This is a genomic window from Desulforhabdus sp. TSK, from assembly GCF_022836495.1.
Lineage (GTDB): Bacteria > Desulfobacterota > Syntrophobacteria > Syntrophobacterales > Syntrophobacteraceae > Desulforhabdus.
On sequence record NZ_BQXM01000010.1, the window covers coordinates 96,533 to 114,223 of the forward strand.

Below are 17,691 nucleotides of genomic sequence, written 5' to 3' on the forward strand. Positions count from 1 at the left end.
TGCTTGTTGGACTGATCATCCGTTATATGAGATTTCACTGCTGGCCATGATGGAGCGAATACCGATACCCTGCTTGCGGCTTTTTCCCAGCCTATGGACCTCTCAACGGCGTCCGCGAACACGTCCCTGCTTGAGAAAGCCCTCGTAGTGACGTGAAAGCATATGCGCCTCGATCTGGCCCAGCGTATCCATGGCTACCCCGATAACGATGAGGAGCGCCGTACCGCCGAAATAGAACGGCACATTGAACCGCTGGATGAGGATCGTCGGCAGAACGCATACTGCCGAAATGTAAATCGCACCGCCCAAAGTGATGCGGCTCAAAACCTTGTCGATGTAATCCGCCGTGGGCCTGCCGGGGCGGATTCCCGGAATGAAGCCACCGTATTTCTTCATGTTGTCGGCCACGTCCACCGGGTTGAAGACGATGGCTGTGTAAAAAAAGCAGAAGAAGACGATGAATGCCACGTACATGACGGAATAAAGCCAATGGCCCGGTGTGAGGCTCTTGGCCACGGACTGCACCCAGGGCACGTGGATGAAGTTCGCTACCGTGGCAGGAAACATGATGATGGAAGAAGCAAAGATGGGCGGAATGACCCCGGCCGTGTTGATCTTGAGCGGGATGTGCGTGTTCTGCCCACCATAGATGCGCCTCCCCACAACTCGTTTGGCGTATTGCACGGGAATCCGGCGTTGTCCCCGTTCGGCGAAAATGATGACACCCACCACCGCGACCATGAAAATCAGGAGGATCAAAGTGAGAAAAATGCTCATTTCACCGGTCTTGGTCAACCGCAGGGTGTTGATGAGAGCGTTGGGCAGGCCGGCCACGATGCCTGCATAGATGATGAGAGAAATCCCGTTGCCAATGCCGTGCTCGGTGATCTGTTCACCGAGCCACATGATAAAAGCGGTTCCCGCGGTGAGGGTGATGACGGTTGTGATCCGGAAGCCCCATCCTGGAAACAGGACGACCATTTCACCGCCGGGACCCGACATTCCCTCCAGGCCGAAGGCGATACCGAATCCCTGGATGATGGCGAGAACGACCGTGCCATAGCGGGTATACTGGGTGATTTTCTTGCGTCCTGCCTCTCCTTCCTTGCTGAGGCGTTCCAGTGTGGGAATGACCACCGTGAGCAGCTGAAGAATGATGGACGCACTGATATAGGGCATGATCCCGAGAGCAAAAACCGAAAGCTGGCTTAGAGCGCCGCCGGAAAACATATCGAACAGTCCCAGGAGGGTTCCCTGGGCTGCCCGAAAGAATGCGGCCAAAGCCTCATTGTTGATGCCCGGAGTCGGAATATGGGCGCCAATGCGGTAAACGGCAAGAAGGAGAAGGGTCATCCCAATCCTGCGTTTGAGCTCAGGAATTCTACCGATATTCTGAAACCCTGTAATCACCCTTTAATTCCTTTTTTGAGGAACGATCAATTCGACTCGGCCACCGGCTGCTTCAATCTTTTGGACAGCTGCAGCACTGGCTTTATGTACATGAACGGTCAAGGGGGAATTGACTTCACCATCACCCAATAATTTGATGCCATCAAAGAGCTTTTTGACCAGGCCGGCTTCGAAAAAGTCGTGAAGGGCAACTTCGGTGCCACTCTCAAAAACCTGGAGGTCCCCCACATTGACCACTGCAAACTGCTTTTTGAAGGGGTTTTTGAAGCCGCGTTTGGGAATGCGACGCTGAAGCGGCATCTGCCCGCCCTCGAACCATGGAGGAGTGCCTCCGCCGGAACGGGCATTCTGGCCCTTGGAGCCACGAGCGGCAGTCTTGCCAAGGCCGGAGCCCGGACCACGGCCGATGCGCTTTTTGGTCTTCTTTGCTCCTGGAGCGGGAGCCAAATCGTCAAGTCTCATGGAAACACCTGTTCTATCTGTGTGATCAAAATAAATTTAAGGAGCTATCGCTCGGTCACCTCGACGAGATGAATCACTTTGCGAATGGCGCCAACGATGGTTGGAGTGCTGTAAAGATCAACCGTCTTATTGAGTCTGGTGAGCCCGAGAGCCTTCAGGATGATCCGGTATTTTTCCGGGCGGCCTATGGGGCTTCGGACCAGTTTCACTTGTATGGGCTTTGCCATGTTCAGTTCCTTTGACAGGTGAAGAGGACCTTATGCTCGCATCTCCTGAGCATCGATGCCACGAATTTTGGATACGGCCTCGATGCTGCGAAGACGCTTCAACCCCTCTAGGGTCGCCTTGACGACGTTGTGGGGATTACGGGAGCCGATGCACTTGGTCAAGATGTTATGGATACCGGCAGCTTCCATGATGGCGCGGACCGCACCCCCTGCAATGACACCCGTACCGGGAGAAGCCGGTTTCAGGACAACGGACGCGGCACCGAAGCACCCCAGAATTTCATGGGGGATGGTCCCGCCCTCAATAAGGGGAACATCAAACATGCTCCGTTTGGCTGATTCCATGCCTTTGCGAATGGCTTCAGGGACTTCGTTGGCTTTGCCGAGGCTGAATCCCACACGGCCATTACCGTCACCGACCACCACAATGGCACTAAAGGAAAAGCGGCGTCCACCCTTAACGACTTTTGCCACACGGCTGATATGGACCACTTTGTCGATCAATTGCAGTTGGCTCGATTCCGCAGCTATCAATTTATTTGCCTCCGTTGGATGTAAAACCTGTATTTAAAAATCTAAACCCGCCTCACGGGCCGCATCTGCGAGCGCTTGAACCCGACCGTGGTAAATGAAGCCGTTCCGATCGAAAACGACCTTGGCAATGCCCTTCTCAAGGGCCTTCCGGGCGATGAGCTCACCCACCCGCTTGGCTGCACCGACTTTGCCGGCAGCCATTTCGCCTTCCTTGTACTCCGATGAGAGAGTGGAGGTCGCGACCAGCGTGATGCCCTGTACGTCGTCGACGATCTGCGCGTATATGTGCTTGTCACTGCGGAAAATGGAAAGGCGCGGCCGTTCCCCTGTTCCCGTGATGTTCTTGCGGATACGCTTTTTGCGCTTGAGGCGTGCAACCTCTCGTGGATTCGTTTTAAATGGCATTTGTGCTTCTCCCCATAGTACTTACTTCTTGGAACCGGTTTTCCCGGCTTTGCGCAGGATATGCTCACCCGCGTAGCGGACACCTTTCCCCTTGTAAGGCTCGACGGGACGAATGGCACGGATGCGCGCCGCAGTCTGGCCCAGGAGCTCCATGTCAATGCCTTCCAGGTGAATGATGTTTGTACGTTCGACAGAGGCGGTGATTCCCTGCGGAAGGGCAAAATTCACCGGGTGAGAATAACCAAGATTCAGGTTCAAAACGTTCTGCTGCGCTTCTGCACGGTAGCCGGTGCCCTGGATCTCGAGAGATCTCTTGAAGCCTTCACTGACTCCCTTGACCATGTTATGGACCAAAGCCCGCACCAGGCCGTGAAGAGACCGGGACTGGATGCTGTCGTCCCTGCGCTGCACCAGGATCGCATCCGACTCTAAATTGATATCCAATGTATCAGGCAACTGGCGTGCCAAAGTGCCCTTGGGGCCTTTAACCGTCAAAACAGGCCCGTCCATGGAAACCTTGACGCCCTGAGGGACTTTGATGGGCAATTTTCCCACACGTGACATGACTGTGCTCCTTTACGCCTACACGATCTTACGAAATATGCTCCCGCTCAAGAGGGGGAGGGGGCGGAATCGGCTACCATACAGAACAGAGAAGCTCGCCGCCGATGCGCTCCTTGCGTGCCTGGCGATCCGTCATGACGCCCTTGGAGGTGGATATGATATTGATGCCCAGGCCGTTCATGACCCTGGGGATCTCTCCATGTCCCACATACACGCGGCGACCGGGCCTGCTGACGCGCTTGACGCCGGCGATGACCCCTTCACGACCCTCACCGTATTTCAGCTGGACTCGCAGGATACCCTGCAAGTCGTCGCGAATGAGCTTGTAATTCTTGATGTAGCCTTCTTCCTTGAGAATACGGGCTAGACTGGCTTTCATGCGGGAGGCAGGAATGTCCACCTTGTCAAACCGCGCCTTCTGACCATTCTTGATGCGATTCAAGAAATCGGCAATTGTATCCGATACGACCATAAAACTCGCTCCTTGATAGATGCGCCTGCCTACCAGCTGGATTTGATCACGCCTGGAAGCTCACCCTTCAGGGACATCTTGCGAAAGCAGATGCGGCAAATGCCAAACTGGCGGATGTACCCTCTGGGACGTCCACAGATGGGACAGCGATTGTATGTTCTGACCTTGAATTTCGGCGTGCGCTTCGATTTTGCGATGAGTGACTTCTTAGCCAATGTTGCCTCCTTCATCTCCCGTTTAGCGCTTGAAAGGCATGCCCATCAGATCGAGGAGTGTACGCGCCTCGTCATCCGTTTGAGCGTTGGTAACGATGGTGATGTTCATGCCTTTGATTTTGTCAATCTTGTCATAATCGATTTCCGGAAAAATGATGTGCTCCTTGATGCCGAGAGTATAGTTTCCGCGGCCATCGAGAGCCTTGGATGAGATCCCCCGGAAGTCTCGGACTCGAGGAAGCGCGACATTGACCATCTTGTCGAAGAACTCATACATACGGTCACCACGCAGCGTCACCATGCAGCCAATGGGCATCCCTTTACGCAGCTTGAAAGCGGCGATGCTCTGACGTGCGCGTGTGATGACGGGCTTCTGGCCTGCGATCTGTGCAAGCTCCTGTGTTGCCGAATCCAGAATCTTGATGTTCTGAATTGCCTCGCCCAGCCCCATGTTGAGAATGATCTTGGTCATTTTGGGGATCTGCATCGGGCTCTTGTAGCGAAATTTTTCCTGCAGCTTCGGGATAATCTCGCTCTCATAAATTTCCTGCATTCTTGCCATGAATTGCCTCCACTCCTAAACCCTTGCCATGGACGTCTCTAGTCGATGACTTCTTTGCATTTCTTGCAATAACGAACCTTGCGGTTGTCATCGAGTATTTTATAGCCCACTCGGGTCGGATCGGTACATTTGGAGCACACCAACATGAGATTGGAAATCTCGATGGGAGCTTCCTTCTCAAGGATTCCCCCCTGCCGGCTCTGAGCACCAGGACGCATGTGGCGTTTCACCATGTTGAGCTTTTCCACAATGGCCCGGTTCTTCTTGGGAACGAGTCGCAGCACCTTGCCGCTCTTTCCCTTGTCTTTGCCGGCAATCACCATAACCGTATCGTTCTTCTTGATATGAAATTTTTTCTGAACTTCCATTGGTCCAGTTTCCTTATACCCACTAAAGCACTTCGGGAGCGAGGGAGATGATTTTCATAAATTGTTTGGCGCGCAATTCCCTCGCCACCGGTCCAAAAATGCGTGTTCCAATGGGCTCTTTGGCTGCGTTGATGAGGACAGCCGAATTGTCGTCGAATTTGATATAGGAGCCATCGGGCCGCCGCACTTCCTTCTTGGTACGAACGACGACGGCCTTCAGCACATCGCCTTTCTTGACCTTGGCATTGGGAATGGCTTCCTGGACAGAAACCACGATAATGTCTCCCAGCGTGGCGTAGCGCCTCCGGGTTCCCCCAAGTACCTTGATGCAGTAGAGACGCTTGGCACCGGAATTGTCGGCGGCGTTGAGTTGAGTTTCGGTTTGAATCATGGTTTACTCCGTTTTTGCATTGCTGTCAAAACCGCCCCATTGTCGCGGGGGAGTGACGCAGCGCAGGGGCTAGAGAGCCGCTTTTTCCAAAATCTTCACCACGACCCAGCGTTTGTCCTTGCTGAGAGGGCGGCTTTCCTCGATGAGTACTCGATCGCCGATCTGACATGCGTTGAGTGCATCGTGGGCTTTGAACTTGTTTTGGCGGCGAATAAATTTACGATACTTCTGATGATGGATCAGGCGGTCTACCGAAACCACAACGGTTTTGTCCATCTTGTTGCTTGTCACCATGCCGACGCGCGTCTTTTTCGCTGACTTCTGCTCTTCCATAGATCGTGCCCTCATGCCGCAGGTTTCTGTTCCATCTCTCGCAAGACCGTAAGGATCTGTGCGATGTCCTTGCGGGTCTTGGGGAGTTGAGCGGTATTTTCCAGCTGCCCGGTGACATGCTGAAATTTTAGATTAAAAAGCGCCTCTCGAAGCTGGGACAGCTTCTGGAGGAGCTCGTCTCTGGTCATATCGCGTAAAGAGCTGGCTTTCATAGTACATCCTGTCTTGATACGAAACGCAGGGGAAGGGGGAGCTTGTGAGATGCCAAACCAAGGGCCTCTCTGGCTACCGACTCGGGAACGCCTTTGATCTCATAAAGGATGCGGCCCGGCTTGATGACGGCCACCCATCCCTCAGGGGAACCTTTCCCTTTGCCCATACGCGTTTCAGCAGGCTTTTTGGTGAAGGGCTTGTCGGGAAAAATGCGGATCCAAACCTTGCCGCCACGCTTCACATGCCGGGTGATGGCGATACGTGCGGCTTCAATCTGCCTGGAAGTCAGGTAACCACACCCCAATGCCTTGAGGCCGAAATCCCCGAAGCTGAGGTCGCTCCCGCGAAATGCGGTGCCGGTCATGCGACCCTTTTGCTGCTTTCTGAATTTGACTCGTTTTGGTGCTAACATTGAAACTTCTCCTGTTCGTCACCGTTCGGACGCTGTCGCTTTGGAGCTCATGGCTGATAGCCCACGGCTCATGGCTGATAGTCGTGTATACCGGTGTCTTACGCTGTAGCCCATTTCCGGTGGTCCTGAACTACAAGCTATGAGCGATGAGCTATCCCGCCGGAAGACGCAATCAGGGGAGAACCTCACCCTTGAAAATCCACACTTTCACTCCGATGATGCCGTAAGTCGTCTTGGCGAGGGCCGTGCCGTAGTCGATATCGGCTCGCAGTGTATGGAGGGGAACCCTGCCTTCACGATACCATTCGCGACGAGCCATTTCTGCGCCGCCAAGCCTTCCCGATGAGGCAACCCGGACGCCCTTGGCTCCGAACTTGAGAGCAGCCGTCACGGCGCGCTTCATGGCGCGACGAAATGCGACGCGGCGAACGAGCTGCAGCGCAATATTCTCACCCACCAGGGTGGCATCCAGTTCGGGCCGCCGCACCTCCTGGATGTCAATGAGAATTTCCCTCTTGAACTTCTTCTCGAGGTCTCGCCGCAATGCTTCGATTTCGGACCCCTTCTTGCCGATGACGATACCGGGTCTCGCAGTGAAAATGCGAATTTTGACCTTGTTGGCCGCCCGCTCGATCTCCACTTTGGCAATACCTGCGTGGAACAGACGGGTCTTGATGTAATCACGGATCATGCGGTCTTCATAAACCAGCTTGGAATAGTCTTTGGTAGCGAACCACTTGGAATCCCAAGTTTTGATCACGCCCAGACGAAATCCCGTCGGATGTACCTTTTGTCCCAAACTCCACCTCCGCGCCTTATGGCTGGTCGTCTCTCTCTATTTCCATTGTGTGTGAGGACGACGGTCTCATCGTATGCCTGTTGTCTCTCATATCACGCCCCTTGGGCCTTGCTTCGGCCGGGGGAGCACACGACCGTATGCTGAAAGTCCTATCTTTCAGACAATACGACCGTGATGTGACTGCTTCCTTTAAGGATTCTCGTGGCACGCCCCATGGCTCTCGGGCGAAAGCGCTTCAGGCGTGGCCCCTCATCAACGGTGATCGTCTTGATGAAGAGGTTGTCCACATCCATGGTTTTGGTGTTCTCGGCGTTGGCCACGGCGGAACGCAGGGTCTTGTTGATCAGACGACAGCTCTTCTTAGGCGAATACTTGAGAATCGTCAAGGCATCCCCCACGTCCTTGCCACGCACCAGATCGGCCACGAGGCGTGCCTTGTGGGGAGAAACACGCAAGTATTTGCTTACGGCTCTCACTTCCATTACTTCTTCCCTTTCACTTTAGACTTCTTGTCTCCGGCATGGCCGTAAAAGGTCCGGGTTGGAGCGAATTCCCCCAGTTTGTGTCCCACCATATTTTCTGAAATGAAAACGGGAATGAACTTCTTGCCGTTGTGCACAGCAAGGGTGACTCCGACAAACTCAGGCAGAATGGTGGATCTCCTCGACCAGGTCTTAATCACCTTGCGATCGCCTGTGTCTTTGGCCTTGAAAACTTTGTCCGACAAATGACCATCGACAAATGGTCCCTTTTTTAAAGATCGAGGCATTTCTAACTCCTTCAAGCTCATGGCTCATAGCGCATGGTTCAAATATCCGTTCAGGGTCATAGCATTGCAGTATCGAAGCGGCCGGATCAGGTGCCAGGACTGAGCCATCGGCTATGAGCTATGAGCCATCAACGCCTGACTGACTATTTGCGGCGACGAACGATCAGCTTATCACTCTGCTTGGATTTCCGGGTGCGATAGCCTTTGGTGGGTACCCCCCAGGGTGTACAGGGATGGCGACCGCCAGAGCTTCGTCCTTCACCACCGCCCATGGGGTGATCGACGGGGTTCATGGCCACACCACGTACATGGGGCCGTTTCCCCTGCCAGCGTTTGCGTCCCGCCTTGCCAAGGGAGAGGTTCTCGTGCTCGATATTGCCCACCTGGCCGATGCTGGCTTTGCATTCCAGGGGCACCATGCGCATTTCGGTGGAGGGCAGGCGAAGGATGGCATACTTGCCTTCCTTGGCGATGAGCTGCGTGCTGGAGCCTGCAGATCGAGCAAGCTGCCCGCCCTTGCCGGGTTTCAGCTCCACATTGTGCAAGACGGTGCCGAGGGGAATATTTACAAGGCGCAGACAATTGCCCGGTTTGATGTCCGCCTCGGGTCCCGTGAGGACGGTGTCGCCCACGGTGAGCCCCACGGGAGCAAGGATGTAGCGCTTTTCGCCGTCGACATAGTGCAGGAGAGCGATGTGTGCCGATCGATTGGGATCGTACTCAACGCTTGCGACCTTGGCGGGTATATTTTCCTTGTTTCGTTTGAAGTCAACGATGCGATATTGACGCTTGTGTCCGCCGCCCCTCTGCCAAGCCGTCACACGGCCCTGGTTGTTGCGGCCGCCCGATTTATTGAGAGGCTGCAACAGGCTCTTTTCCGGGGCTGTGCGTGTAATTTCGTCAAACGTGGCATGCGTCTGGAACCGACGACCGGGGGAGGTCGGATTCACTTTTCTAATGCCCATGGATAACCCTCTCTAACTTAGACACCTTCGAAGAATTCAACGCGCTGGCCGGATTTGATGGTCACCAATGCCTTCTTCCAGTCGGGGCGCTTCGTGAAGAAACGGCCCACGCGCTTTCTCTTGCCTTTCATGTTCATGGTGGTGACATCCAGCACATCGACTTTGAAAATCTTTTCCACAGCCTCTTTGATTTCGATCTTGTTGGCCCGTCGATCCACCTCGAAAAGAAGCTTGTTGTGATCTTCCTTTTCCGCCGTGCTTTTCTCGGTCACCAGAGGTCGTTTGAGTATCTCATACGATTTGGGGTTCATGATGCAAATGACTCCTCTATTCTTCCAACTGTTTCCCGAGTGACGAGAAGGTTGTGGTAGTTGAGCAAGTCGTAAACGTTCAAGCCTTCAGATCGCAAAACCTTCACATTGGGAATGTTGCGTGCTGATTTTTCGACGATTTCGTCGGGTTGAGCGATCACAACCAGGGTTTTGCCAAGCTCGAAACGGTTCAACAGAGCGGCGAAATCCTTGGTCTTGATGGACTGCATTTGAAACTGGTCGAGCACCGTGAATTCGCGATCCAGAAGCTTTTGCGTAAGGGCCATTTTCACGGCGAGCTTACGGACTTTCTTGGGGACCTTCATTTCGTAGGAACGCGGCTGCGGCCCGTGAATGGTCCCACCACCGCGCCAGACGGGAGAACGACTTGTCCCCGCGCGCGCGCGTCCAGTGCCCTTCTGACGCCAGGGCTTTTTGCCTCCGCCCCGCACTTCACTGCGCCCCTTGACCTTTGCCGTTCCGGCACGACGCTTGGCCAGTTGGTAAAGTACCACCTCATGCATGACATGGGGCTTCACCGCGACCGCAAAAATGCTATCGTTCAGGTCAAGCTGTCCTACTACATCACGATTGGTATTGTAAACATCCACTGTTGGCATGGTGATCCTCAAATTCTTTCCGGTCCATTCCGCCGTATTCGCACTAGACCCGGTTGGTTTTCCGGATAAATACGATTCCATTCCTGGAGCCGGGAATCGCCCCCTTGACGAGGAGCAGGTTGTCTTCGGGGCGTACGTCAACGATCTTAAGGCCCATGGTGGTAATGCGCTTGTTGCCCTTTTGGCCGGGCATCTTCTTGCCTTTGATGACGCGGCCCGGATAGGTGGCATTACCCGTCGAACCGGGCTCTCTCACATTCTTGGAGCCATGCCCGTCGGGACCGCGCTGAAACCCCCATCGTTTGATGGTCCCCGCATAGCCCTTGCCCTTGCTCGTGCCGATGACGTCGATGCGCTCCCCAATCTGGAAGCTGTCGACGGTGATTTCCTGACCCAGTTGGAACTGACCGGGATCCTCGACGCGAACCTCGCGCAGGACCTGGAAGTAGCCTTTGCCGGCCTTGTCCAGGTGGCCTTTCAGGGGCTTGTTGATGTGTTTCGGTTTACAGGTTCCGAAGGCAATTTGCAGTGCTGAGTAGCCGTCCCGCTCCGGCGTCTTGATTTGAGAAACCGTGCAAGGGCCGACTTCCAGCAATGTCACGGGAATGTTGGTCCCGTCCTCGGCGAAAACCTGCATCATTTCCAGCTTGCGTCCAATAATGGCTTTGATCATGTTGGCTTGCTCTCTTTCGGTAAAAACCGCCCGCTTGAAGTGCTAGAGCTTGATCTCTACGTCGACTCCCGCAGAGAGATCCAGCTTCATCAGTGAATCCACGGTCTGCTGTGTCGGTTCCAGGATATCGATGAGTCTTTTATGGACGCGAATTTCAAATTGCTCACGGGACTTTTTATCCACGTGGGGTGAGCGCAGAACCGTGTACTTATGAATCTTCGTGGGAAGAGGAATCGGTCCGGCCACCCGCGCGCCAGTCTTTTTGGCAGTCATGACGATCTCGTTCGTCGACTGGTCCAGCAATTTGTGATCGTATGCCTTCAAGCGGATGCGAATTCTTTGATTCGTCATCATAATTTTTTCGTTCCTATGCAAATGATGCGACCGGAGTGCTCAAAGACACCCCGGTCGATAGGCCACTGCGTTCAACTACTCGATGATTTCAGTGATAACCCCTGCCCCGACGGTGCGCCCCCCTTCGCGGATGGCGAAGCGGAGCTCCTTTTCCAGGGCGACGGGAGTGATCAGCGCGACTTCCGTGCTGATGTTGTCACCGGGCATGACCATTTCGACGCCTTCGGGAAGGGTCATGATGCCGGTCACGTCCGTCGTGCGGAAATAAAACTGGGGCCGATAGCCGGGGAAGAAGGGCGTATGGCGTCCGCCTTCTTCCTTCTTGAGGACGTAGACTTCGGCTTTGAATTTCGTGTGCGGCGTGATGCTGCCGGGCTTGGCCACCACCTGCCCGCGCTCGACTTCATCGCGCTTGGTGCCGCGCATGAGCACGCCCACGTTGTCGCCGGCCTGCCCCTGATCCAGGGTCTTGCGGAACATTTCCACGCCCGTGCAGACCGTCTTGAAGGTCGGCTTGAAGCCCACGATCTCGATTTCCTCGCCCACCTTGATGATTCCGCGCTCCACACGGCCCGTCACGACGGTCCCGCGGCCGCTGATGGAAAAGACGTCTTCCACGGGCATGAGGAAAGGCTTGTCGATGTCGCGCACCGGATCGGGAACGTAGGCGTCGATGGCCTCCATGAGCTCAAAAACGCACTTGGCGTTGGGATCCTCGGGATCTTCGGCTTCCAGGGCCTTCAGGGCGGAGCCCTTCACGATGGGAACGTCGTCGCCGGGGAACCCATACTTGGAGAGAAGCTCGCGCATCTCGAGCTCCACGAGCTCGATGAGCTCGGGATCGTCCACCATGTCCACCTTGTTCAGGAAGACCACGATGTAGGGAACGCCGACCTGACGGGAGAGCAGGATGTGCTCACGGGTCTGGGGCATGGGGCCGTCGTCCGCGGCCACCACCAGGATGGCGCCGTCCATCTGCGCCGCACCGGTGATCATGTTCTTGATATAGTCGGCGTGACCCGGGCAATCCACATGGGCGTAGTGCCGCTTTTCCGTCTCGTATTCCACGTGCGCCGTGGCGATGGTGATGCCGCGCTCGCGCTCTTCGGGAGCCTTGTCGATCTGATCGAACGGAACGAAGTCGGCCTTGCCGCGCTTGGCCAACTGCTTCGTGATGGCCGCCGTCAGTGTCGTCTTGCCATGGTCGATGTGCCCAATCGTCCCCACATTCACGTGTGGCTTCGTCCGCTCAAACTTCTTCTTCGCCATCGTATTTCCTCCTCGCCGATATTGAATAAACCGTGCATTGCAGATCCAGCGATCCGCCCACCGACGGCCCTGAAATCTTTCTGTTGCCTTTTGCGTTTTTCCTTGACTGCACACAAGGTCATTGCGAGGGGAATAGCGAAGAAGCCCTGATTTCCGACTGCTTCACTGAGCTCGCAACAACACCTTCCTCCAGATGATGGAATCCGGTCCGGGAGGTTACCACCTGTAGTGAGCAAATGCCTTGTTGGCTTCCGCCATGCGATGTGTATCTTCCCTTTTCTTGACCGATGCGCCTCGACCCTGGGCCGCATCCTGCAGCTCGCCTGCAAGCCTTTGGACCATGGTTTTTTCCGAGCGCTGGTTGGCATAATTGATGAGCCAGCGCATGGCCAAGGCATCACGCCTTTCGTGGCGCACCTCTACAGGAACCTGGTACGTGGCGCCGCCGACGCGTCTCGACTTGACCTCGATGATGGGCCGGATATTGTCGAGGGCCTTGTTGAACATTTCCAACGGATCCTGCTTGGACCTCTGCTCGATGAGATCCAGTGCTCCGTAGAAGATATTCTCCGCAACACTCTTTTTGCCCCGACGCATCACATTGTTGATGAACTTTGCCGCCAGCTTGCTGTTGTATTTTGGATCCGGCAAGACATATCGCTTTGCAACTTCTCTTCTTCTAGGCATCCGCTTCCTCGACCGTTTTAAATTAATCAGGAGAAAAGAGAGGCCATGACGGCTCGATCCGTGTCATGGCCCCAGAGTTAACCTTGTGCTGCACTATTTCGGTTTCTTGGCGCCGTATTTGGAACGTCCCTGCTTGCGGTTTGCCACCCCGAGAGCGTCCAAGGTCCCACGAATGATATGATAACGTACACCGGGTAAATCCTTGACGCGGCCCCCTCGAATCAGGACGACCGAGTGCTCCTGCAGGTTGTGCCCGATGCCGGGAATATATGAAGTGACCTCGATGCCGTTGGTCAAGCGAACACGGGCGATCTTTCGCAATGCCGAATTAGGCTTTTTAGGGGTGGTGGTGTAGACACGCACACACACTCCGCGCTTCTGGGGGCAGTTTTGAAGAGCCGGTGTGGTGGACTTCTTCTTGATCTCTTCTCTGCCTTTTCGCACCAACTGGTTGATAGTGGGCATTTCTCTTTTACTCCGCTCTTTTCGGAAATCCTTCGCAAAAGGCCAATTGTCTTGGCTTCCAAATCTCCTCTATTTACAAAATGGGGACTTTCCTTGTCAAGCTCTTTTATAGATGAAAGACGGGTCCCTGCCGGTGACGCCCCCTATTTGCGTACCTCGCGATAGTTCCGCATCCCCGTTCCGGCAGGAATAAGGCGTCCCATGATGACGTTTTCCTTGAGTCCAAGCAAGTTGTCCACTTTGCCAGCAGTGGCGGCATCCGTCAACACCTTAGTCGTTTCCTGAAAGGAAGCCGCGGAAATGAAGCTCTGAGTGCTCAAGGACGCCTTGGTGATCCCCAGCAGCAGGGGCTCCGCAGCAGCGGGGCGCTTTTCTTCGGCGATGAGGGCGGCATTGATTTCTTCGAACAGCTGCTTTTCCACATGCTCGCCCATCAGGAATTCGGAATCGCCGGGATCCGTGATGCGAACGCGCTTCAACATCTGCCGCACGATGACTTCGATATGCTTGTCGTTGATCTTGACGCCCTGCAGGCGATAGACCTGCTGCACTTCATCCACGAGATACTTGGCGACCTCCTTTTCTCCGAGGACATTCAAGATATCGTGAGGATTGGGAGAGCCGTCCATGAGGGGCTCGCCTGCCCGGACATAGTCGCCTTCATGGACACTGATGTGCTTGCCCTTGGGAATAAGGTAATCCCTGGGGTCACCGACATCGGGAGTCACGGTGACCTTACGCTTGCCCTTGGTGTCCTTCCCAAAACTGATCACCCCGTCGATTTCTGTGATGACGGCGTTTTCCTTGGGTTTTCGTACTTCGAAGAGCTCAGCCACACGGGGAAGACCACCGGTGATGTCTTTCGTTTTGGTTGTTTCCCGCGGAATACGGGCCAATACGTCACCGGGATAGATGGGATCTCCTTCGGAAACCATCAAAATAGCTCCCAGCGGCATGAAGTATCGGGCTGCGCCGCCTTCCCCCACGCGGGCCGTCTTCCCCTTCTCATCCTTAATGGAGACGCGGGGACGGACATCCGAATCCCTGTATTCAACAATGACCTTGCTGGACTTGCCCGTCACCGGGTCCAGCTTTTCCTGCATCGTCTGGCCTTCCACGATGTCGCCGAATTTGACGGTACCGGCGACGTCGGTGAGAATGGGGGTTGTGAAGGGGTCCCATTCCGCCAGCAGATTTCCCGCTTCCACGACCTGTCCGTCCTGGACCTTCAGTTTTGCGCCATAGTTGATGACGTAGCGCTCGCGCTCACGCCCGGATTCGCTCATGATGACAATTTCGCCGTTACGGTTCATTGCCACCAGGTCTCCCTCACGGTTGCGCACGGTGTTGAGGTTGATGAAGCGCACCGCTCCGGGATACCGGTTGTTGATGGCCGTCCGTTCGATGCTCTTGCTTGCGGTACCGCCGATGTGGAACGTCCGCATGGTGAGCTGTGTCCCGGGCTCTCCGATGGACTGTGCCGCAATGATGCCGACAGCCTCCCCGATCTGAGCCAGCTTCCCCTGAGCCAGATCGCGCCCGTAGCACATGGCGCAAATGCCCCGCTCACTGCGGCAGGTGAGGGCCGACCGGATGGGGACCCGCTCGACGCCCGCATCTTCAATAATCTGAACGCGGTGCTCGTCGATTTCAACACCGGCTTCCACAAGGATGTCTCCCGTGACGGGGTCCACAACGTCTTCTTGCGTGACGCGCCCCAGGATACGATCCCCCAGGCGCTGGATGACCTCACCCGCCTCCAGAAGCGCTTCTACTTCAATGCCGTCCATGGTTCCGCAGTCGTGCTCGGATACAATGACGTCCTGCGACACGTCCACGAGGCGACGCGTGAGGTAACCGGAGTTGGCGGTCTTGAGGGCCGTGTCCGCGAGGCCTTTCCGGGCGCCATGGGTGGAAATGAAGTACTGGAGCACCGTGAGGCCTTCCCGGAAATTGGCGGTAATGGGCGTTTCAATGATTTCACCAGAGGGCTTGGCCATGAGGCCGCGCATGCCAGCCAGCTGCCGCATCTGGTCCTTGCTGCCTCGGGCCCCGGAGTCCGCCATCATGTAAATGGAATTGAAGGCCTCCGTCTGCTTTGTCTTGCCTTCAGCATCCGTGATCTCATCCGTGGCGATTTCCTTCATCATCTCCGCGGCAACGTCTTCCGTCGCCTTGGCCCAGATGTCCACCGCCTTGTTGTATTTCTCACCTTCCGTGATGAGACCTTCGTTGTACTGACGCTCGATCTCCTTCACCAGCTCAAAGGCCTGGTCCAGGATCTCCGTCTTGCGCCGGGGGATGGTCATGTCCTTGATGGAAATGGAAATTCCCGAGCGCGTGGCGAAGGCGTAGCCCAGATCCTTCAGCCGGTCGGCGAGAATGACCGTTGCCTTGACACCAGCGGTCCGGTAGCACATGTCGATGAGCTGGGCCAAAACCTTCTTGTTCATGACCCGGTTGACGGCCGAGAAGGGGAACCCGTCGGGCAGGATTTCCGAAAGAATGACTCTTCCCACCGTCGTCTGCACCCGCTCGCCCCCCATGCGGACAAAAATGCGGGCGTGGAGGTCGGCTTCACCGGCATCGTAGGCGCAGCGAACTTCACCTCTGCTGGAGAAGATGCGATTTTCTCCTTTGGCGAAAGGCTTTTCACGGGTCATGTAATAGATGCCGAGAACGATATCCTGAGACGGCACAATGATGGGGTCTCCATGGGCCGGGCTGAGGATATTGTTGGTGGACATCATCAAAATGCGCGCTTCAGTCTGCGCCTCGATGGACAGTGGCACATGAACGGCCATCTGGTCCCCGTCGAAGTCAGCGTTGAACGCCGTGCACACGAGGGGATGGAGCTGGATTGCCTTTCCTTCGATGAGGATCGGCTCGAAAGCCTGGATGCCCAGTCGGTGCAGAGTAGGCGCCCGGTTCAGCATGATGGGGAATTCCCGCACGACCTCGTCGAGAGTGTCCCACACCTCGGGCGTTTCTCGTTCCACCATCTTCTTCGCTGCCTTGATGGTGGTGACATAGCCCTTTTCCTCCAGCTTGTTGTAGATGAAGGGCTTGAACAGCTCCAAGGCCATCTTCTTGGGGAGACCGCACTGGTGGAGACGCAGGTTCGGCCCCACAACGATGACGGTACGCCCGGAATAATCGACGCGCTTCCCCAGGAGGTTCTGGCGGAACCGGCCCTGCTTGCCCTTCAGCATGTCGCTCAGGGATTTCAGCGGGCGTTTGCTCGCGCCGGTGATGGTCTTGCCCCTGCGTCCGTTGTCGAAGAGAACGTCTACAGCTTCCTGGAGCATGCGCTTTTCGTTCCGAATGATGATGTCGGGCGCATTGAGCTCCTGCAGCCGCTTGAGGCGGTTGTTTCGGTTGATGACTCTGCGGTAAAGATCGTTCAGATCGCTGGTGGCGAAGCGCCCGCCATCGAGGGGAACGAGGGGTCGCAGGTCCGGAGGCAAAACCGGGACAACCTCCATGATCATCCATTCGGGACGATTTTCCGATTCCCGGAAGGCGTCGATGATCTTGAGCCGCTTGGCCAGTTTTTTCCGCTTCGCCATGGAATTGGTCTTGCTCATCTCCTCACGGAGCTCGACGGCAAGGGATTCCAGGTCCAAATCCATGAGCAGCTGTTTGATGGCTTCGGCTCCAATGCCGGCCACAAAGCCGCTCCCGTATTCCTGGACGGACTGACGGTATTTTTCCTCGGTGAGGAGCTCTCCCCGGGTGAGGGGAGTCTCTCCCGGATTCAGCACGATATACGAATCGAAGTAAAGGACCTTTTCCAATTCCCTCAGGGTCAGATCCAGGAGGTTGCCGATCTTGCTGGGCAAACTGCGCAGGAACCAGATGTGCGCCACGGGCGCGGCCAGTTCGATGTGTCCCATTCTCTCGCGGCGGACCTTGGATTGAATGACTTCCACACCGCACTTCTCGCAGACCACGCCGCGATGCTTCATGCGCTTGTACTTGCCGCAGTTGCACTCGTAATCCTTTATGGGGCCAAATATTCTGGCGCAGAAAAGCCCATCACGCTCGGGTTTAAACGTACGATAGTTGATGGTCTCCGGCTTCTTGACCTCTCCATAGGACCACTCGCGAATGCGCTCCGGAGAAGAGATCATGATTTTCACTGCATTGAAATACACCGGGTCCTTGGGCTTCGTAAAAAGGCTGTAAAGCTCTTTCAAAGGGCACTCCTT

General features: G+C 55.5%; 26 protein-coding genes. All 26 read right to left on the minus strand.

The window, feature by feature from the left end; genetic code table 11:
* Nucleotides 1-102: 102 nt before the first annotated feature.
* Nucleotides 103-1,410, minus strand: coding sequence for a preprotein translocase subunit SecY (secY, locus tag MWC30_RS08085; protein ID WP_256461230.1), 1,308 nt, complete (start codon nucleotides 1,408-1,410; stop codon nucleotides 103-105).
* A 3-nt stretch (nucleotides 1,411-1,413) separates the two neighbouring features.
* Entirely contained in the window at nucleotides 1,414-1,872 is a 459-nt protein-coding gene (rplO, locus tag MWC30_RS08090; protein WP_244083659.1) for a 50S ribosomal protein L15, read from the minus strand.
* Between the two features lie 44 nt (nucleotides 1,873-1,916).
* Nucleotides 1,917-2,099, minus strand: a complete 183-nt coding sequence (gene rpmD, locus MWC30_RS08095; RefSeq protein WP_244083660.1) for a 50S ribosomal protein L30 — start codon at nucleotides 2,097-2,099, stop codon at nucleotides 1,917-1,919.
* Nucleotides 2,100-2,129: 30 nt separating this feature from the next.
* Complete coding sequence (gene rpsE / locus MWC30_RS08100; protein ID WP_281430541.1) at nucleotides 2,130-2,633, minus strand: 30S ribosomal protein S5; 504 nt, start codon at nucleotides 2,631-2,633, stop codon at nucleotides 2,130-2,132.
* A gap of 33 nt (nucleotides 2,634-2,666) precedes the next feature.
* Nucleotides 2,667-3,038: a 50S ribosomal protein L18 gene (gene rplR / locus MWC30_RS08105; protein WP_244083661.1), complete on the minus strand. Its 372-nt coding sequence runs from the start codon at nucleotides 3,036-3,038 to the stop codon at nucleotides 2,667-2,669.
* A 21-nt stretch (nucleotides 3,039-3,059) separates the two neighbouring features.
* Nucleotides 3,060-3,602: a 50S ribosomal protein L6 gene (gene rplF / locus MWC30_RS08110; RefSeq protein ID WP_244083662.1), complete on the minus strand. Its 543-nt coding sequence runs from the start codon at nucleotides 3,600-3,602 to the stop codon at nucleotides 3,060-3,062.
* A 73-nt stretch (nucleotides 3,603-3,675) separates the two neighbouring features.
* Nucleotides 3,676-4,074, minus strand: a complete 399-nt coding sequence (gene rpsH / locus MWC30_RS08115) for a 30S ribosomal protein S8 (RefSeq protein WP_244083663.1) — start codon at nucleotides 4,072-4,074, stop codon at nucleotides 3,676-3,678.
* A gap of 29 nt (nucleotides 4,075-4,103) precedes the next feature.
* Complete coding sequence (locus MWC30_RS08120) at nucleotides 4,104-4,289, minus strand: type Z 30S ribosomal protein S14 (protein WP_244083664.1); 186 nt, start codon at nucleotides 4,287-4,289, stop codon at nucleotides 4,104-4,106.
* A 22-nt stretch (nucleotides 4,290-4,311) separates the two neighbouring features.
* Complete coding sequence (rplE, locus tag MWC30_RS08125) at nucleotides 4,312-4,851, minus strand: 50S ribosomal protein L5 (protein ID WP_244083665.1); 540 nt, start codon at nucleotides 4,849-4,851, stop codon at nucleotides 4,312-4,314.
* A gap of 38 nt (nucleotides 4,852-4,889) precedes the next feature.
* A complete protein-coding gene (gene rplX, locus MWC30_RS08130; RefSeq protein WP_244083666.1) occupies nucleotides 4,890-5,219 on the minus strand; it encodes a 50S ribosomal protein L24 in 330 nt (109 codons plus the stop codon).
* Between the two features lie 22 nt (nucleotides 5,220-5,241).
* Nucleotides 5,242-5,610 (minus strand): 50S ribosomal protein L14, encoded by a 369-nt coding sequence (rplN, locus tag MWC30_RS08135; protein ID WP_244083667.1) that lies wholly within the window; start codon nucleotides 5,608-5,610, stop codon nucleotides 5,242-5,244.
* Nucleotides 5,611-5,679: 69 nt separating this feature from the next.
* Nucleotides 5,680-5,943 carry a 30S ribosomal protein S17 gene (gene rpsQ / locus MWC30_RS08140; protein WP_244083668.1) on the minus strand — a complete coding sequence of 88 codons (264 nt, stop codon included), beginning with the start codon at nucleotides 5,941-5,943 and terminating at the stop codon, nucleotides 5,680-5,682.
* 11 nt (nucleotides 5,944-5,954) lie between these two features.
* Nucleotides 5,955-6,155: a 50S ribosomal protein L29 gene (gene rpmC, locus MWC30_RS08145; RefSeq protein ID WP_244083669.1), complete on the minus strand. Its 201-nt coding sequence runs from the start codon at nucleotides 6,153-6,155 to the stop codon at nucleotides 5,955-5,957.
* Nucleotides 6,152-6,568 (minus strand): 50S ribosomal protein L16, encoded by a 417-nt coding sequence (rplP, locus tag MWC30_RS08150; RefSeq protein WP_244083670.1) that lies wholly within the window; start codon nucleotides 6,566-6,568, stop codon nucleotides 6,152-6,154. Before rplP ends, rpmC begins: the two co-directional genes overlap by 4 nt.
* Before the next feature lie 172 nt (nucleotides 6,569-6,740).
* On the minus strand, nucleotides 6,741-7,367 hold the full coding sequence (gene rpsC, locus MWC30_RS08155) for a 30S ribosomal protein S3 (RefSeq protein WP_244083671.1): 627 nt from the start codon (nucleotides 7,365-7,367) through the stop codon (nucleotides 6,741-6,743).
* Between the two features lie 149 nt (nucleotides 7,368-7,516).
* The gene (gene rplV, locus MWC30_RS08160; protein ID WP_244083672.1) at nucleotides 7,517-7,849 is read right to left on the minus strand and encodes a 50S ribosomal protein L22; all 333 of its coding nucleotides are present in this window, start codon (nucleotides 7,847-7,849) and stop codon (nucleotides 7,517-7,519) included.
* Complete coding sequence (gene rpsS / locus MWC30_RS08165) at nucleotides 7,849-8,136, minus strand: 30S ribosomal protein S19 (RefSeq protein ID WP_244083673.1); 288 nt, start codon at nucleotides 8,134-8,136, stop codon at nucleotides 7,849-7,851. Before rpsS ends, rplV begins: the two co-directional genes overlap by 1 nt.
* A 143-nt stretch (nucleotides 8,137-8,279) precedes the next feature.
* Entirely contained in the window at nucleotides 8,280-9,101 is an 822-nt protein-coding gene (gene rplB, locus MWC30_RS08170; protein ID WP_244083674.1) for a 50S ribosomal protein L2, read from the minus strand.
* Between the two features lie 17 nt (nucleotides 9,102-9,118).
* Nucleotides 9,119-9,412: a 50S ribosomal protein L23 gene (locus MWC30_RS08175; protein ID WP_244083675.1), complete on the minus strand. Its 294-nt coding sequence runs from the start codon at nucleotides 9,410-9,412 to the stop codon at nucleotides 9,119-9,121.
* Nucleotides 9,409-10,032 (minus strand): 50S ribosomal protein L4, encoded by a 624-nt coding sequence (gene rplD, locus MWC30_RS08180; RefSeq protein ID WP_244083676.1) that lies wholly within the window; start codon nucleotides 10,030-10,032, stop codon nucleotides 9,409-9,411. Before rplD ends, MWC30_RS08175 begins: the two co-directional genes overlap by 4 nt.
* Nucleotides 10,033-10,075: 43 nt before the next feature.
* On the minus strand, nucleotides 10,076-10,705 hold the full coding sequence (gene rplC / locus MWC30_RS08185) for a 50S ribosomal protein L3 (RefSeq protein WP_244083677.1): 630 nt from the start codon (nucleotides 10,703-10,705) through the stop codon (nucleotides 10,076-10,078).
* A gap of 42 nt (nucleotides 10,706-10,747) precedes the next feature.
* On the minus strand, nucleotides 10,748-11,056 hold the full coding sequence (rpsJ, locus tag MWC30_RS08190; protein ID WP_244083700.1) for a 30S ribosomal protein S10: 309 nt from the start codon (nucleotides 11,054-11,056) through the stop codon (nucleotides 10,748-10,750).
* A gap of 78 nt (nucleotides 11,057-11,134) precedes the next feature.
* Nucleotides 11,135-12,328, minus strand: coding sequence for an elongation factor Tu (gene tuf / locus MWC30_RS08195; RefSeq protein ID WP_244083678.1), 1,194 nt, complete (start codon nucleotides 12,326-12,328; stop codon nucleotides 11,135-11,137).
* 216 nt (nucleotides 12,329-12,544) lie between these two features.
* Nucleotides 12,545-13,015: a 30S ribosomal protein S7 gene (gene rpsG, locus MWC30_RS08200; RefSeq protein WP_244083679.1), complete on the minus strand. Its 471-nt coding sequence runs from the start codon at nucleotides 13,013-13,015 to the stop codon at nucleotides 12,545-12,547.
* A gap of 93 nt (nucleotides 13,016-13,108) precedes the next feature.
* Nucleotides 13,109-13,480, minus strand: a complete 372-nt coding sequence (gene rpsL, locus MWC30_RS08205; RefSeq protein WP_244083680.1) for a 30S ribosomal protein S12 — start codon at nucleotides 13,478-13,480, stop codon at nucleotides 13,109-13,111.
* 143 nt (nucleotides 13,481-13,623) lie between these two features.
* Complete coding sequence (rpoC, locus tag MWC30_RS08210) at nucleotides 13,624-17,679, minus strand: DNA-directed RNA polymerase subunit beta' (protein WP_244083681.1); 4,056 nt, start codon at nucleotides 17,677-17,679, stop codon at nucleotides 13,624-13,626.
* Nucleotides 17,680-17,691: the final 12 nt, after the last annotated feature.

Coding starts and splice junctions, on each gene's coding strand:
- rplO (WP_244083659.1), bottom strand. CDS start 1,872: ATGAGACTTGACGATTTGGCTCCCGCTCCAGGAGCAAAGAAGACCAAA.
- rpmD (WP_244083660.1), bottom strand. CDS start 2,099: ATGGCAAAGCCCATACAAGTGAAACTGGTCCGAAGCCCCATAGGCCGC.
- rplR (WP_244083661.1), bottom strand. CDS start 3,038: ATGCCATTTAAAACGAATCCACGAGAGGTTGCACGCCTCAAGCGCAAA.
- rplF (WP_244083662.1), bottom strand. CDS start 3,602: ATGTCACGTGTGGGAAAATTGCCCATCAAAGTCCCTCAGGGCGTCAAG.
- rpsH (WP_244083663.1), bottom strand. CDS start 4,074: ATGGTCGTATCGGATACAATTGCCGATTTCTTGAATCGCATCAAGAAT.
- rplE (WP_244083665.1), bottom strand. CDS start 4,851: ATGGCAAGAATGCAGGAAATTTATGAGAGCGAGATTATCCCGAAGCTG.
- rplX (WP_244083666.1), bottom strand. CDS start 5,219: ATGGAAGTTCAGAAAAAATTTCATATCAAGAAGAACGATACGGTTATG.
- rplN (WP_244083667.1), bottom strand. CDS start 5,610: ATGATTCAAACCGAAACTCAACTCAACGCCGCCGACAATTCCGGTGCC.
- rpsQ (WP_244083668.1), bottom strand. CDS start 5,943: ATGGAAGAGCAGAAGTCAGCGAAAAAGACGCGCGTCGGCATGGTGACA.
- rpmC (WP_244083669.1), bottom strand. CDS start 6,155: ATGAAAGCCAGCTCTTTACGCGATATGACCAGAGACGAGCTCCTCCAG.
- rplP (WP_244083670.1), bottom strand. CDS start 6,568: ATGTTAGCACCAAAACGAGTCAAATTCAGAAAGCAGCAAAAGGGTCGC.
- rplV (WP_244083672.1), bottom strand. CDS start 7,849: ATGGAAGTGAGAGCCGTAAGCAAATACTTGCGTGTTTCTCCCCACAAG.
- rpsS (WP_244083673.1), bottom strand. CDS start 8,136: ATGCCTCGATCTTTAAAAAAGGGACCATTTGTCGATGGTCATTTGTCG.
- rplB (WP_244083674.1), bottom strand. CDS start 9,101: ATGGGCATTAGAAAAGTGAATCCGACCTCCCCCGGTCGTCGGTTCCAG.
- MWC30_RS08175 (WP_244083675.1), bottom strand. CDS start 9,412: ATGAACCCCAAATCGTATGAGATACTCAAACGACCTCTGGTGACCGAG.
- rplD (WP_244083676.1), bottom strand. CDS start 10,032: ATGCCAACAGTGGATGTTTACAATACCAATCGTGATGTAGTAGGACAG.
- rplC (WP_244083677.1), bottom strand. CDS start 10,705: ATGATCAAAGCCATTATTGGACGCAAGCTGGAAATGATGCAGGTTTTC.
- rpsJ (WP_244083700.1), bottom strand. CDS start 11,056: ATGACGAATCAAAGAATTCGCATCCGCTTGAAGGCATACGATCACAAA.
- tuf (WP_244083678.1), bottom strand. CDS start 12,328: ATGGCGAAGAAGAAGTTTGAGCGGACGAAGCCACACGTGAATGTGGGG.
- rpsG (WP_244083679.1), bottom strand. CDS start 13,015: ATGCCTAGAAGAAGAGAAGTTGCAAAGCGATATGTCTTGCCGGATCCA.
- rpsL (WP_244083680.1), bottom strand. CDS start 13,480: ATGCCCACTATCAACCAGTTGGTGCGAAAAGGCAGAGAAGAGATCAAG.